The organism is Paenibacillus sp. FSL M8-0212 (assembly GCF_038004645.1).
GTDB lineage: Bacteria > Bacillota > Bacilli > Paenibacillales > Paenibacillaceae > Paenibacillus.
Window position 1 is genome coordinate 2521484 of record NZ_JBBORP010000001.1, and the last position, 15004, is coordinate 2536487.

General features: G+C 45.9%; 12 protein-coding genes. 11 read left to right on the forward strand and 1 reads right to left on the reverse strand.

All coding sequences use genetic code 11. From position 1 onward, the window contains the following. The first annotated feature begins 227 nt into the window (after positions 1-227). The 9 genes from MKX68_RS11285 to MKX68_RS11325 all read left to right on the forward strand — a co-directional run bounded on the left by MKX68_RS11285 (position 228) and on the right by MKX68_RS11325 (position 9940). A complete protein-coding gene (locus tag MKX68_RS11285) occupies positions 228-1505 on the forward strand; it encodes a S1C family serine protease (RefSeq protein ID WP_338589613.1) in 1278 nt (425 codons plus the stop codon). A 299-nt stretch (positions 1506-1804) separates the two neighbouring features. Continuing rightward, positions 1805-2326: a hypothetical protein gene (locus MKX68_RS11290; RefSeq protein WP_338589611.1), complete on the forward strand. Its 522-nt coding sequence runs from the start codon at positions 1805-1807 to the stop codon at positions 2324-2326. Positions 2327-2699: 373 nt separating this feature from the next. Next, positions 2700-3665: an MBL fold metallo-hydrolase gene (locus MKX68_RS11295; RefSeq protein WP_340911498.1), complete on the forward strand. Its 966-nt coding sequence runs from the start codon at positions 2700-2702 to the stop codon at positions 3663-3665. A gap of 206 nt (positions 3666-3871) precedes the next feature. Further along, positions 3872-4039 carry a CxxH/CxxC protein gene (locus MKX68_RS11300; protein WP_017691462.1) on the forward strand — a complete coding sequence of 56 codons (168 nt, stop codon included), beginning with the start codon at positions 3872-3874 and terminating at the stop codon, positions 4037-4039. Between the two features lie 679 nt (positions 4040-4718). Beyond that, positions 4719-5198, forward strand: a complete 480-nt coding sequence (gene rlmH / locus MKX68_RS11305) for a 23S rRNA (pseudouridine(1915)-N(3))-methyltransferase RlmH (protein ID WP_076252167.1) — start codon at positions 4719-4721, stop codon at positions 5196-5198. Between the two features lie 196 nt (positions 5199-5394). Beyond that, positions 5395-6357, forward strand: a complete 963-nt coding sequence (locus MKX68_RS11310; protein WP_340915364.1) for an AraC family transcriptional regulator — start codon at positions 5395-5397, stop codon at positions 6355-6357. Between the two features lie 181 nt (positions 6358-6538). Beyond that, entirely contained in the window at positions 6539-7498 is a 960-nt protein-coding gene (locus MKX68_RS11315; RefSeq protein ID WP_340911501.1) for an SDR family oxidoreductase, read from the forward strand. A 195-nt stretch (positions 7499-7693) separates the two neighbouring features. Beyond that, positions 7694-8320, forward strand: coding sequence for a DUF2306 domain-containing protein (locus MKX68_RS11320; RefSeq protein ID WP_340911505.1), 627 nt, complete (start codon positions 7694-7696; stop codon positions 8318-8320). Positions 8321-8965: 645 nt separating this feature from the next. Beyond that, positions 8966-9940: a phosphotransferase enzyme family protein gene (locus tag MKX68_RS11325; protein ID WP_340911508.1), complete on the forward strand. Its 975-nt coding sequence runs from the start codon at positions 8966-8968 to the stop codon at positions 9938-9940. A 92-nt stretch (positions 9941-10032) separates the two neighbouring features. Here the strand turns inward: MKX68_RS11325 and MKX68_RS11330 are convergent, their stop codons facing one another. Then, complete coding sequence (locus tag MKX68_RS11330) at positions 10033-12057, reverse strand: right-handed parallel beta-helix repeat-containing protein (RefSeq protein WP_340911510.1); 2025 nt, start codon at positions 12055-12057, stop codon at positions 10033-10035. Positions 12058-12330: 273 nt separating this feature from the next. On the opposite strand from MKX68_RS11330, the gene MKX68_RS11335 reads away from it, so the two are divergent. After that, positions 12331-13416 carry a 5-methyltetrahydropteroyltriglutamate--homocysteine S-methyltransferase gene (locus MKX68_RS11335; RefSeq protein WP_340911513.1) on the forward strand — a complete coding sequence of 362 codons (1086 nt, stop codon included), beginning with the start codon at positions 12331-12333 and terminating at the stop codon, positions 13414-13416. Between the two features lie 28 nt (positions 13417-13444). Beyond that, entirely contained in the window at positions 13445-14935 is a 1491-nt protein-coding gene (locus MKX68_RS11340) for an aldehyde dehydrogenase family protein (protein ID WP_340911515.1), read from the forward strand. Positions 14936-15004: the final 69 nt, after the last annotated feature.

The window sequence follows — 15004 nt, forward strand, 5'->3', positions numbered from 1 at the left end:
GTACGCACGTAACGAAAGACACAGAACGAGGCTGGAGAAGCGTAGCGTTCGCCTTTATGAACAAATTTTACCTAGGAAAAAGAAATAAAAAAATTTGTGAGTAACAGCGATCGGAAGCTCGGCTGTGGCTGGAGTGGGGTAACGTAAGAACACCATCGTTGAACCATGCGACAACTTAGGCGGCAGTCAGGGTCTTGATGCGTGACAACGAAGGGGAGAGGATCACGATGGGATTGTTTGGAGACGATTTTTATTCAACCAAAGTATCAAGACGCGCCGAACCTGAACAGAAAGGCAAACTTCAGATCATCCGCCCTGGAGGCAGAGCACGTGGACGTGACCGCTGGAGTAATCCGCGCAGATCGCGTACGGGAATCAGTTCCACAGTGAAGGTAGCTGTGATTAGCTCGGTGATCAGCTCCATCGTGACCGTCATGCTGTTTAGCTTCATCACACAGCCCGCTTCGTTACCGTTGGCTAATGCTACAGGTAATGGTGGTGGAGGCGGTGCACAGACAGCGCAGGCAGCTGACCCATACGACCGGATTATCCAAGCGGCAGCACACGTTCGTCCTTCCGTGGTGAGTATTGTGAACCATAAAACGGGTAGCAGTCTGTCGATGGAAGATTCGGCGCTGGGCTCAGGGGTCATTTTCAAGAAGGAAGATGGCAAGGCTTATATTATGACCAACCACCACGTCGTGGAGGGTGCGAGTGATCTGGAGATAGTGACCGTAGATGGGGAGACACACAAAGCGAAGCTGGTCGGTAAAGACCGTGTAAGTGACATTGCTGTACTATCCGCAGAAGATAAGGGGCTGGGAGCAGTCGCGGAGATTGGCGATTCCAGCAAACTTCAGCGCGGTCAAACGGTGCTGGCGATCGGGAATCCGCTCGGTCTGGGCGGTACGCTGACATCCGGTATTGTCAGTTACACGGATCGTATTCTGCCTGTATCGATTAATCAGGACGGGGTGTACGACTGGGAGCAAAACGTAATTCAGACGGATGCGGCGATTAATGAAGGCAATAGCGGCGGTGCTTTGGTCGATCTGAACGGCAAAGTGGTTGGCATCAACACGATGAAGATCTCGGATACGGGTGTTGAAGGTCTCGGCTTCGCGATTCCGATGAATGAAGTGATGAAAACGGTAGATTCCCTGCTCTTGAACGGCAAAGTATCTCGTCCATACCTGGGCGTGTACACGGTTGATCTGAGCAACCCTTATGCACCACTGGATGACGAGCAGCGTAAAGATCTGAAGCTGCCATCTCACGTGGACAGCGGTGTGGTTGTGCTGGAAGCATCCGGTCCGGCATCTGATGCGGGCATGAAGCTGAATGATGTCATTACGGAATTTGATGGGCAAAAAATTACCTCCACGCTGGATCTGCGGAAGTATCTGTACGATCAGAAGAAGATTGGGGATACGATTGAAGTGACCTTCTACCGGGATGGCAAAGCTGAGAAAGTATCCGTGAAGCTGACGGATAAACCGGAGTAAGGGAAGTTCAGCGAGCGAGCCTATACTGTTGCGTGGATTGAAATAGGGAATGCTAGAAGAGTGATCAGATCAACTGACCACTCTTTTTTAGTTGTTATGGGTGGACGTGCTCGTTCGACAGTAAATGAGTAGATCAACCATTTTATATTCTCATGATCAGTTAGACCCGGAGCCAAAGGAGCAGATACATAAGACTAGGGCTGTGGTAAACTGTTGTCAATATGTTGGAGACGGTCGCTGATGCAATAACATCTGTTTGTCGATCATATTTTTATTTCAGAATGGAAGGGGTATTTTTGATGAAACATTTGAGGAAAACGATGCTTGGGGGAACGAGCTTGGCGCTGTCACTGTTTGTGCTGTCCGCCTGTGGATCTGAGGTAGCTACAACAGGAGCATCTGTGGATACAAGTGCTCTGCAAGAGAAGATTGCAGGGCTTGAGAAGAAACTGGTGGAGCAGGGAGCCAAGAGCGTTGAGCAGGAGCAAAAGATCGCAGCACTGGAGACCAAGTTGAATGAACTGAGTACAAATGTGATTGCAGGTGGGGCTGGTGGTCAAACACCTGTAGCATCGGGAAACAATGGATCGGCCGGGAAAGGCGATGGGGTCCTGATTACGTTTGCCCAGTATGAGAAGCTTGAGGTTGGCATGTCGGTAGAAGATGTCATCGAGATCCTTGGCGGTGAAGGTGAAGCGCTGAGTGAAGCGGAGAATATGGTGGTGTACAACTATAAAGGCACAGCCGGCAATGGTGCCAATGCTGTTATTGCTTTTCAAGGCGGGAAACTGTTGACGAAGGCGCAGTCGGGATTGAAGTGAAATTAGTATTTGGACATGAAGAGTCTGAATCTTTGGAATAAAGCGTACTGCAGGGTTAAGGGAAGTTAAATGGGGCCAATCAGAAAATTCTGGTTGGTTTTTTTGTTGTTTTTATAAAGTTTTTGAGTAGCGGAAAAGTTATTAGAAGTAGATTTTTTGAATAAATAACTTGACATTCGCAGTTAGTTGTAACTATAATGATTACATTATATAAGTTGTAACTGTAGTAGTTACATATAATGATTTGAAGGGGGATTAAGTCGAAGCAATTGTACAACCAGACTATAGGACGGAATAAATAATCAACGAATTGGCTGCTAGATGCATTGTTATGGATGAACGGCGGCGACTTAAAGAGAAGGAGATCAATTAAATGTTTATTAGAAAAACATCAATGGGCGTTATGCTCGCTCTATGTTTCATGTTAATTCTGAGTGCTTGTGCGGGTACAGCAAGTAAAACCGAAAATGCGGAACACTCAAATGCTGCTAGTGCTGGAAATACAAAGAGCGAGGAAACAAACACACCAGCGGTGGAGCTGAAAGTGACCACCTATAATCCTGGGGAAAACAGCATTTTTGGCGTTTCATCAAACCTGATTGAAGGTCCAACTGAAATCGTGCTCGTTGATGCGCAGTTCCAAAAGAATGATGCCGAGCAATTGGTCAAAATGATTAAAGATTCGGGTAAAAAACTGACCACCGTATATATCAGCCACAAGGACCCGGACTATTACTTCGGTCTATCGGTAATTCGTGAGGCGTTCCCTGATGCAAAAATCGTTGCGACTCCAGCAACGGTGGAAGGAATCAAGGAAACAATTCAAGTGAAGAATGACTATTGGAATCCGATTCTGAAAGAAAATGCACCAACTGCACAGATTGTTCCGGACGTCCTTGACGGTGCTCAATTGACCGTAGATGGAGAAACCGTAGAGATTATCGGTCTAGATGGTTCCGATCCGTCCCATACGTTCCTGTGGATTCCTTCCATTAAAACTGTTCTGGGTGGCGTTCCTGTCTACGAAAATTCGCACGTTTGGATTGCAGATAACCAAACGCCAGAGAGCCGTGACTACTGGCGCCAATTGCTAGACCAAATTATTGCATTGAATCCAGAGCGAGTGATTCCAGGTCATTACCTGGGTACCAGTGCCGGGGATATATCGAGTGTTACGTTCACCCGTGATTATATTGCTAAATTTGAAGCAGAGGCAGAGACAGCCAAAGATTCTAAAGAACTGATTGCAGCCATGGAAAAAGCATATCCGGACTTTACGAATACAGGCGATCTGGAGACGAGCGCTCAGGTAATTAAAGGCGAAATTTCTTGGCCTTAAGTATAACGATGGACTTCTAGAAACGGTATAAGTAAAAGCCAAACATCCTTATCCTGTTAAGTGGGAGGGATGTTTTTGCTGTCATTAGGCGTGTAGGGGTTTCTTTTCGGCGGCAGGTGTGATAGAACTGAGAAGTGGCTATCCTGTAATGGGATACGCGGTTGTGAATCGGGAACATAGCTGGTTACAGAAAGGATGCTTAACGGATGTACGTTGTATGCAAAGAACACGTGGACATTGCCATCGACATGTTTGTCGATGAGTATGAGGACGCTCCAGATATCGTTGATCTGAAGGAGACGGAATTTGCCGACTGGGACCCGCCTGCGAAATGCGCCGAGTGCGAACAGCACGCGGAATTCCTCGTCGTTTAGCGTACTGTAGGACTTAGATGGCCGGAGACGTGACTTAAGGTGGCGCTTCGGGCTGACTTTCCATCCGGTATGAACATCACAGCAAGAAGCCAAGGAGAGCGTGATGAGCGCTCTTTTTGTGTTTATGGGGGAATTGGTATTGGTGGTTAGGCAGTGTGGAGTTGGGCGGGGGTCGTAGGGTTAACGTGGGAGTAGGCGAGAGTAAGGGAAGATTGAGGTAGGTGTAGGTGCCGAGTTCCGAGTTGGGAGTGGGCTAGGTTGTAGTAAAGGTGCAAGTTGTAGGTAATAGAAATGGAAGCCGCTGAGGCATGGGGGAGAGTGTCGTTGGGTAACAGCGATGTGGGTAGTGACGTGGGTGTAGACTGGCCGAGTAGCTCTAACGAACTCGAGACGCCTTATATGAGGCAAACACCGCCTGGTTGAAATCTAACGAATCGTAGACACGTTATATTGCTGAAATGGCCTCGAAAGTGGTGGGGAGTGCTCGTTTGATGCGAAATAGCGTGTTTCAGATTCGTTAGATTTTAAAAGAGCCGATATGGGGCTGATTAAGGTGTGTGGAATTCGTTAGAATTTGGAGAAATGTTTAGTATAGGTATAATACAGTTGGAACGAACGATGCGATGAAGCATCTTACTTATAGAATATCTGGCAAGACAATTTAGGAGGAATGAATTTCATGTTTATTCAGATTATTGGCGTAGGCAAATTGAAGGAAAAGTATTTAACGCTGGGCATTCAGGAATATGCCAAGCGGCTCGCCCCGTACATCAAGTTTCAGATGATCGAGGTCGCAGACGAAAAGGCGCCCGATACCCTGAGCGAAGCTGAGGTTCGGGCGGTAAAAGAGCGCGAGGGCGAACGCATCCTCGCACATGTGAAGAGCGAGGCGCATGTTGTCGCGCTCGCATTGGATGGCCAGCTCTGGAGTTCCGAAGAGCTGGCATTGGAGATCGACAAGCTCGGCACGTATGGGACGAGCCATGTCGTGTTTGTCATCGGAGGAAGCCATGGGCTCTCCGATGAGGTGTTGCGCCGCGCGAAGCAGCGCTTAAGCTTCGGGCGTATGACCCTGCCGCATCAGTTAATGCGGCTGGTGTTGGTAGAACAGATTTATCGCGCAGTGAAGATAAATAGGAATGAACCGTACCACAAGTAAAGCACATTGGGAGGCGATAGCGAGAAATGCTGTCCGCTTCGTGCTAGCAGAGAATCCCCTCGGACTTGCAGAAGGGTAGACTTGAGATATCCATGCTAATTTAACTTTAATGCTTAAGCTTTCTGGATGCGCCTGTGGTATCATGAACATGCCTATCATCCTGTTACATCTGAGGGGGAAGAAGTTGCTTGTGAACATGGACAATTACTATAAGTATGAGGATGTATCTGTATTAGATGATGCCAATTCAGCGCTAGATAGTGAAGCAGCTCGGTTGGCAAGTTTGATTTACACGCATACTTCGCAGGATGGGACCTATGCCTCACCGATCCATGGTCTGTATATGAACCGATATTCGCAAGTAGAAGTGGCGGATGATGTTCACACTATGTTCTCGCCGGTAATCTGCATTGCAGCGCAAGGGAAAAAGCGAATTACCGTAGGCAAGGATGCTTATGAGTATAGTGCTTCGCGAATGTATATTGCCCCCGTTGCCTTGCCTGTTGCGATGAAAATCATGCAGGCCAGCCCCCAAATACCGTTCTTGGGGATAGGTCTATACCTCGATCCGCAAAGGATTGCTTCGTTGCTGCCGATGGTATTTCCTAATGGTTTACCCGAGGTTCGCAATCGCAGTGCGTGCTATGTCATCGAAGCAGACTTGGCCATGATGAACGCTGCTGCAAGATTGATGGCTTGCCTCTCCTCTCCCGATGATGCTCAAATGTTAGCTCCATTGGTGAAAGACGAGATTTATATCCGCATCCTCCGTAGCCCAATCGGTGTTTATGTTGCCGAGACTGTTCTGGCGGAATCGGGCATGCAGCAGGTTTCAAAAGCGATTGATTGGCTCCAAAACAACTTTTCTCAGCCGTTGAAAGTAGCAGATTTGGCGGAGCTGGTTCATATGAGCGAATCGTCGTTTCGCGAGTATTTCAGATCGGCTACTGCAATGAGCCCTCTGCAATATCAAAAGGTGCTGCGCCTGCAAGAGGCGAGGCGTCTAATGTTATCCAGTTCCATTGACGCAACTACGGCGAGCCGGCGTGTAGGCTATTTGAGCGATTCCCAATTTAGCCGCGATTACAGCCGATTTTTTGGGTGTCCTCCAACTAGAGATATCACAAGGTGGCGTCAGGACCAGCAAAAGTTGAAGTGAAACGCACATGTAAACGGCTTTTCAAATTTCCGCGGGCATAGAGCCTAGCGGATTTTTCCTTTTTGAGCGGCGGAATCTGTTGAATCAGGCAAAAACTCCGATGGAAAAGGCAAAGACCGCAGTAGTCAATCCCCTATACTAAGAGTAAACATCCTATCGATAGGAAAGGGGATTTCTGAAAATGCGTGTATTGGTTACAGGGGCGAAAGGCTTCATCGGAGGGGCGGTCGTTCGCGAACTGCTGGATGCCGGTCATCAAGTGGTTGGTCTTGCCCGTTCTGAAAAAGCCAGCAAACGGCTTACGGCACTGGGTGCCCAGGTTCAAGTCGGTTCGATTGAGGATTTAGCAGGCTTGCGCAAAGTGGCTGCTGCAGTAGACGGGGTCATTCATTTGGCCTTCTTCCACAAGTTCTCGCATGCGGGCCTTCCAACTCGACTTAGGGTTTTATTCGGCGGGAATCCTCGTCATGTAGTGATGCGATTTATGAAGGCTGCAATTGAGACCGACAGGCGAGCCATCGAGACACTCGGCACCTCCTTACCCGCCGGTGACCGGGCGCTTGTCGTCGCGATGCCTACGATGACGCTTACTCCCGGCCGTCTCGGAACGGAGGACAGCGCTGGGGATCCTCAATCGCAAGGTGGATTACGCATCATTTCAGAACATACCACCCTAGACTTGGCGAACCGGGGGACACGTTCCTCAATTGTACGCCTCCCACCGATCGTACACGGTGAAGGCGATAAGACGGGCTTATTCCCAAATCTGGTGAACATCGCTCGTAAGAAGGGGTTCTCCGCCTATACAGGCTCCGGTAACAACCGTTGGCCATCCGTGCATCTACTGGATGCGGCGCGCCTTTTTAGACTCGCCTTAGAACAAGCTCCGGCAGGGTCCCGGTTTCATGCAGTGAGCGAAGAGGGCATTCCATTTCAAGCGATCGCCACGGCTTTGGGCCTCCATATGAACTTGCCGGTCCAAGGTATTGGGGTTGAAGAAGCAGGTAAACATTTCGGATGGCTTGCCCCCTTCACGAGAACGGATAATCCGGCTTCCAGTGCGTTGACGCAGGAGCGTTTAGGATGGAAACCAGTATATCCTACCCTTTTAGATGATATTCGGAAGGGGTATTATTTCTAACTGTAAAGCTGGGAGGAAGCGAAGATCCGTTTGCACCAAAAGTACGGCAGGAAACTTGACCACGACAAGCGTTGAATTTGTGCGTCCCTTTCTAGCCGATGCCTTAATCGAGAAGATCGGTATTGACTCTACAGCCACTATAGGGTTTAAAGGGACAACAGCTTCACGGTGCATCAACGGAGGAGGATAATTCAAATGGGAAATAAGATGATTCGGGCACTCGTTCTCATTCTTGCATTTTCGATTGCCGGATACGCAATTGTTCAGTATGGCGTGCTTAAAGCTAGTGATGCAGGACTTGTCTCTTTCAAATTGCAAAAGCCGAATTTTGAACTCAAACCATGGATATATGTACTATACATCCATATTGTTACCGCGATATTTGCCTTGATCATAGGACCCTTTCAACTATTTATGAAGCCAACGAATGATAGGAAACGTTGGCATCGCCTATTGGGGTATGGATATGTTCTTTCGATTACAGTTAGTGGAATCGTGAGTGTGTATTTATCCCTTTTTGCCACGGGAGGTTGGATTGCCGGGCTTGGGTTCATGTCGCTCGATGTATTGTGGGTTACGACGACGCTTATTGCAACGAGAAGAATTATGGCGAAAGACATCCAAGCTCATAAAGCATGGATGCTTCGCAGTTATGCGCTTACTTTTGCAGCGGTCACGCTTCGAATCTGGTTAGCGCCGCTGAATCTTCTGCTTAGCGATTTCGAGGCGGCGTTTCAGGTTGTCGCTTGGGTTTGTTGGATTCCTAATCTGCTCGTCATAGAAGTCGTGATTTCAAGAATGAGGTTGCGGCAGCGGCAATGATTTACAACTGCGAGCTACAGAAGGAACGCTAAATGCGCTCCTTCTGTACAATGAGAATTAATCGAATCAGTTCATGAGCTGGACAATCTTTTCAAGCTCCAACTTTCCATCCAAATAGCGGGAAACAAATCATGGCCGTTTCTGTGCAGCACCGTTCAGCATCGGAATGGCAATCACAATTCCCAGGATCACCGTAACAATATAGCCCTCCAGGTCAAAATCTCCCCCCCCCCGTAAGCCATGTTGCGCCGTCAGCCTTCACCGTAAACAACCCAGCCGCAGGGAGTGCGGCTTATAAGACAATGGGAACACATCTTAAAAAAATGATACAGGAGGAAGAACTGTAGCTTCTTCGGAAATTCAAACGGAGAAAATAGACGGAAGACCAAGATGAGTAAGGGCTAGTCCGTGACTAGCTCTATTTCTTTTCGCCGTTATAGTGTGTAAGGGGAGCCGTATCATAAGTAGGGCGAAGGTCTTTCCTACGCAAGTATTGAAGAATCATTTACTCAAGAACATAGATTCATTTGTAAGTCACATCGAGCTTTCCGATGTGACTTTTGTGTAAAATTTGATTCTAATCAAATTCTGCATATATCTCATTTGGCACCTCTTGTTACCATAGAAGTAAAGGGGAGAAATTATATGGATAAAAAGATTAAACTACTATTCACAAAAGATATATTGAAAGAGTCCGCACAATGTTTTGGAATACGTGAGAACTCCATTATCGAATTAAATGGGTTCCAAAATTTCGTTTATTCCGGCGTCGTTGGAAATAGAGAAGTCATTTTAAGAATTACGCATGTCACCCATCGAAATGAATTATTAACAAGAGCGGAACTAGATTTCATCATGTTTCTGGCTGATCGCGGAATGAAAGTAGCAAGGCCTATTCAATCTTTATCAGGGGATTTTATTCATATCATTGACGAGTCCTTTATTGTGACAGCTTTTGAGAAAGCACCAGGCAGAAATGCAGTAATCGCCGAGGAGAGCAATACGTTCTATGAAAATATTGGACAAATGGTCGGGAAAATACATAAGTTATCGCTTAATTACTCGACCCAAAACCCACGCCATGAATGGAGTGGTAATACTCTATTAGAATCTTTTAAGAAGTATTGTCCGTTAGAATTACACAGTAACTATGATCGTTTAATTAATGAAATTAGTGCCCTGCCCAAGGAAAAAAATACATACGGTCTTATTCATGGGGATATCAGCCCTGGCAATTATCTTAATGATGGGGACAAAGCCTTTATTATTGACTATGATGAGGTGGAATATAGCTGGTTTGTTTCTGATATTGCTACACCGTTATTTTATGAAATCCCAATTCCTTGGGTTGTGTCTGGAGATGTGAGGAAGGAGATTGCAAAACGGTACTATTGCAATTTCTTAAATGGCTATTGCAAGGAATACACTGTAAGCCAAAGCCAGTTAAACAAAGTTCCACTATTTATTAATTTAAGGCAAGCCAGAGTTTTAGCTGCACTCTATAGAAGCAGAGACTTTAACGCTTCTGATTGGACTGAATGGTATGAGCAAGCCCGACGCTTCTACTATGAAAATTTATTAAATAACACTCCTTATATTGATATGGACTTTTTGAGTTAACCGGTGAACCCCGTCACAATTAGCGGAGTAGAGGCTTTACACACAAAAAAGATCCAATCACCTAAAATCATGACTGGATCCTCAATCATAAACTAAATTTCAAAATCAAGAGTACCCTGTTCGGTTAATTCAAACGGGCCAGGTGTAACATCTGCATCCGGTCTCTTTGTTCCGAAAAGGTCGGAGTCAAAATGATATGGAGTGCAGTCTGGTTCCTCATACTTCATATCGGCGTGATACGTCTTTCCAAGCAGGTTGGTAGTAATCAACAAGGCAGAGGCTCCACGAAGCAATTCGGGCTCATTGATCTGAATGTGCACCTTACCTTGCGCAGGATCAATCTCAACATTGATTCCCTTCTGTGCAACTATCTTCGCTTGGGATTCGTGACGACTTGGAACCGCATCGTTAAGAAATACATTTCCACCCATAGCTACAGGAAGTACGGCATTGCCTATAAAGAAATCCTTCGCCGCATCGCCAAGCTCAAGAAGCTCCTCTTTGGTGTATTCCCACCATTTCTTATCTTTCACATCAGGATGTTGATCGTAGCCTCCAAGTCCCACAGCATGCAGATAACAAATGGAGTTGTCCGGAACACCATCCATGACCGTCTTCCCGTCCTCTCCAACTTCATCCCTTGGTTTAAGGGGAAGATGTTCAAAGAAGGTAATAGGAACAGGTTCTTTATTCGCATCGTTATCACCCAAGAAGATATTGTTGTAGTACCTGTCATCGCCTCCAGTGATATTGGAGTATCCGGCCATGGCCGTCTCGTGAGGGAAGTGATATGGCGTAATACGAGTAATTTCGGAACGAACTACAAATCGGCCTGCAAACAAATTATGAGCAAATGCCCCGCCCTGAGCCATATTTCTGAAATTCATCGGAGAGAGAAATAGATTGTGATCGACCATATATGGACCATGGCACACCTCAACGAAGAGGTCCTCCGAAAGATTGTCAAAAAATACATTACGGCTGATGCGAGTGCCCTGTGCCTGCCAGTCCAGCCAAAGCGCACGGTAACAGCTATACATTATATTTTCGCTAATTTGAGTATCCAGTGAAGCATGCAGCTTAATTCCCGCAACTTCGGCACCGTGTCTGAGTCGTTTGTGGTGAATATTATATATACGGTTCTGATAAATGTGGCTGAAGGCTGCTCCCATATGACCCACAATGCCTGCCTGTTCACAATCATGAATCACATTACCTCGAACAATGTGACTTCCGATGTTATCCTTATGCCAGCCGGAGCGTAATGCTCGTAAAATAACCTCCTGCTCACGTTGAGTACCACCTTTACTATGCTTCTCCAAAGACTTGGTGTGCCCTGTGCCGATCTCGGTACCCAGGCTAATACCAACGCATTTGGATTCACTGATTATATTGTTTTCAATAATCCAGCCCTTGCTCCAGTGAGGTCCAATCAAACCTTCCTGGTAGTCGGTAGGCGGTGCCCATTGAGGAGAGGCTTGACTAAGTGTGAAGCCACTTACGGTGATATAATTGAGTCCCGGTTTCTCAGGCCAGAAGCAATAAGGACGTACATTAATTTCTACATTTTCCTTACGAGGATCTTTTTCTCCAAAATTGGCCCAGATTTTGGTTGTCGTAGAACCAACCTCGGCATACCATTTTAACAATGAATCCTTGGGATATTTGGCTTCGGGCCAAACTTCAGGATTGTGAACGCTTTCAACACTATTGCACTCATATAATGATTTGCCATCCAAATAGACATCGCCGAGATGAACCGGGAAAGGCCCGTCAAACAACCAGTCTCCACTGAGCTCCACCTCAAAGGGATTACGAACGGAAAAGATAGAGTTGAGCACTTCTGTGCTCCAAACATGGTCTCCTTCAGACTTCCAGTTGGTAATCCGCTCAGCTCCTGTAATCACAACTTCCCCGTCTCCTGCCGATCGATATACGATTCGATGCTCCGCTGTTCCTCCATTCGCCGGGTTAACCCATTCCCTGTATACTCCCGCATGAACAATAACGGTATCACCAGCCATGGCATGAGCCGCAGCGCGTGATATGGTACGAAGGGGTTGATCTGCTGTTCCTTTTCCTTGATCATTCCCATGGTTGGATACATGATATTCCATAACAACTCTCCTTCTATTTAAAAATGTTTGTTGTATCTCGTTATTATACTAGAAAATAAATGTATTGGGAGAGATAGGAAGTCAGGTGTCGGGCTAAAGATATACTGATATAAGGTAAGCCACATCATTACCCTATGAGGTTGTGGTTTTTTTGTTTTTCGAAACTTTAGATATTGTTAAAAGCTATAACCAGCCATGTTTTTTTCATATAACAGGCATTCCTTTTGACCATGCTATACTCATTAGAATAAAAAGTTAGAAGGAGAAATACTTATGATACCATTTCGTAATGATCATGTAGGCAGTTTTCTACGTCCTGCGAACTTAAGTCAGGCACGTGAACAATATAAATCAGGCAACATCACATATGAGGAATTAAGAGCTGTGGAAGATCAAGAGATTATTCGAATTATTGAAAAGCAAAAGGAAAATGGCGTATTGGCAGTTACGGATGGTGAGTTCCGCAGAAGCTGGTGGCACTTTGATTTTCTGGGCGGCTTGGATGGCGTAGAGTTGTATGAGGAAATTGATGGGCCTCAATTCCATAATATGCAAACTCGCAAGGGTGGAATTCGTGTTGTTGGTAAAGTTGATTTCTCGAGTCATCCTTTTGTTAAGGATTTTGAGTTTTTGAAAAAGCATGCAGGTGATGCAGTGGCGAAACAGACCATTCCAAGTCCCAACATGCTTCTATATCGGTTGGAAAATGGCGCCAATATCTATACGGACCGGGAGCAATTCCTTCAGGATACGATTGCGGCGTATCAAAAAGCCATTCAAGCTTTCTATGATGCGGGATGTCGATACCTGCAATTAGATGATACCGCTTGGGCAGACCTATTCTCAGAAGCTGGTCATGATAAGCTGCGTGCCAAAGGTCTGGAACCGGCAGAAGAGTTGAAAACGATGCAGCGAATGATTAACGAAACTTTGGCTCATAAACCGGCGGATTTAGTTGTGACGATGCATATTTGTCGTGGTAACTATAAATCAAATTATTTCTCAACGGGTGGTTACGAGTACGCTTCTGAAGTTATCTTTGGTGGCTTAAACGTAGATGGATTATTCCTGGAATTTGATGATGAGCGCTCAGGTGGCTTCGAGCCTTTACAATATGTGAATCGAAAAGATTTGAAAATCGTGCTTGGTTTACTTACTTCGAAAACAGGCGAGTTAGAGGATAAAGAACAGATTAAAGCTCGGATTGCAGAGGCGGCAACCTATGTACCACTTGAGCAACTTTGTTTGAGCCCACAATGCGGCTTTTCTTCCACGGAAGAAGGCAATATTTTAACGGAAGAACAACAATGGCGTAAACTTCGTTATGTGAAGGAAATTGCAGAAGAAGTTTGGAATTAATCCATCTAAATAACGGAGGGGATGCAAAATGACAACGCAAGCAGACCAAGAGACAGTTATCGTTGAAGCGTTCATTAATGGTCAAAATGTAAAATCCCTTTCGCAGTTAGCAAAAGAGAATCCGACAAACCCCGCTGAGATCGTAGGCTATTTCCCTGTCACTACGAAAGAACAAGCGGTTGAAGCGATTGAAGCAGCGGCAGGGGCTTTTAAAACATGGAAGCAGACCTCCATTGATGAACGCATTATTATGATGCGCAAGGCGATCGAGAAGATTAGAGCAGCTGAGAATGAAATTGTGCATTTGCTGTCCAGAGAGCATGGCAAGCCCCTGTATGATGCACACGGTGAAATTTATGTTTCGTTAATGTGGATGGAATTTGCTTGTAATGAAGCCAAATCGGCTCTACAGGAAGAGATCAAAGAGCATGAGAATGGTAAAACGATTCTTTCCTATGATCCAATTGGTGTGGTGGCAGCGATTAGTCCATGGAACTATCCTATTGCTTTATCTACCATTAAAATTGCTCCTGCCTTACTTGCGGGCAACACGATTGTGCTTAAACCAAGTCCATATGCGCCACTGGCGGCAGCGAAAGTGGCAGAGATTATTGCGAGTGAGTTCCCGGCTGGTGTAATCAATGTCGTTCATGGTGATGCGGATGTGGGCGTTGAACTGACTAGTAATCCTCTTGTTACTAAAATCGCTTTTACAGGTGGAACTGCGACAGCTAAGCATATTATTAAAGCGGCTTCGGAAACGATTAAAGATATGACGCTTGAGCTTGGTGGTAATGATGCGGCTATCTTCTTGGAAAGTTTTGATGTTCATGATGAGCGAGCCATGCGCCGGATTGTCATTTCTAATTTCTTGACTGCAGGCCAGATCTGTATGATCGCCAAACGTGTGTATGTACACCGTTCTATTTATGATGAGTTTGTGGAAAAATATATAGAGGCGGCAAATCGCTGGATTCGAATTGGTGATCCATTTGATTCAAATACGACTGTAGGCCCGGTTAATAACCTGAAGCAGAAGAATTACGTGCTTGGTTTGGTTGAAGATGCGCAAAAGCGCGGGGCTAAGGTCATCCCTCTCGGGCAAATTCTTGATCAGAAGCTGTTTGACCAAGGTTACTTCTTACAACCTACGCTTGTTTTGGGTTGCGATGTTCATGATCCGATTGTCGTAGAGGAACAGTTTGGTCCTACAGTTCCGATTCTGCCATTTGACGATGAAGAGCAGGTTATTCATCTACACAATGAGAGCATATATGGATTGACGAGTTCTGTGTGGGGCAAAGAAGAGGATGCCATCTCCGTCGCACGTCAACTCGAAGCTGGAACGACCATGATCAATACAGCTGCTGTTCAGGGTCTTGACGTTCGGTTCCCTTTCGGTGGCTTTAAGCAATCGGGCATTGGCCGTGAATACGGCGCGGAAGGTATCCGCACGTATACAGAAAAACATGTCATCAACGTTCCGAAGACACTGGATCTTCCTTATATACCAGAATAAATGGTATAGAGGTTGTTCAAAAAGGCTCTAACTTTGCGCTTTGTTTACTGATTTTTAAGAATCAGTAGA

Coding starts and splice junctions, on each gene's coding strand:
- MKX68_RS11285 (WP_338589613.1), top strand. CDS start 228: ATGGGATTGTTTGGAGACGATTTTTATTCAACCAAAGTATCAAGACGC.
- MKX68_RS11290 (WP_338589611.1), top strand. CDS start 1,805: ATGAAACATTTGAGGAAAACGATGCTTGGGGGAACGAGCTTGGCGCTG.
- MKX68_RS11295 (WP_340911498.1), top strand. CDS start 2,700: ATGTTTATTAGAAAAACATCAATGGGCGTTATGCTCGCTCTATGTTTC.
- MKX68_RS11300 (WP_017691462.1), top strand. CDS start 3,872: ATGTACGTTGTATGCAAAGAACACGTGGACATTGCCATCGACATGTTT.
- rlmH (WP_076252167.1), top strand. CDS start 4,719: ATGTTTATTCAGATTATTGGCGTAGGCAAATTGAAGGAAAAGTATTTA.
- MKX68_RS11310 (WP_340915364.1), top strand. CDS start 5,395: ATGGACAATTACTATAAGTATGAGGATGTATCTGTATTAGATGATGCC.
- MKX68_RS11315 (WP_340911501.1), top strand. CDS start 6,539: ATGCGTGTATTGGTTACAGGGGCGAAAGGCTTCATCGGAGGGGCGGTC.
- MKX68_RS11320 (WP_340911505.1), top strand. CDS start 7,694: ATGGGAAATAAGATGATTCGGGCACTCGTTCTCATTCTTGCATTTTCG.
- MKX68_RS11325 (WP_340911508.1), top strand. CDS start 8,966: ATGGATAAAAAGATTAAACTACTATTCACAAAAGATATATTGAAAGAG.
- MKX68_RS11330 (WP_340911510.1), bottom strand. CDS start 12,057: ATGGAATATCATGTATCCAACCATGGGAATGATCAAGGAAAAGGAACA.
- MKX68_RS11335 (WP_340911513.1), top strand. CDS start 12,331: ATGATACCATTTCGTAATGATCATGTAGGCAGTTTTCTACGTCCTGCG.
- MKX68_RS11340 (WP_340911515.1), top strand. CDS start 13,445: ATGACAACGCAAGCAGACCAAGAGACAGTTATCGTTGAAGCGTTCATT.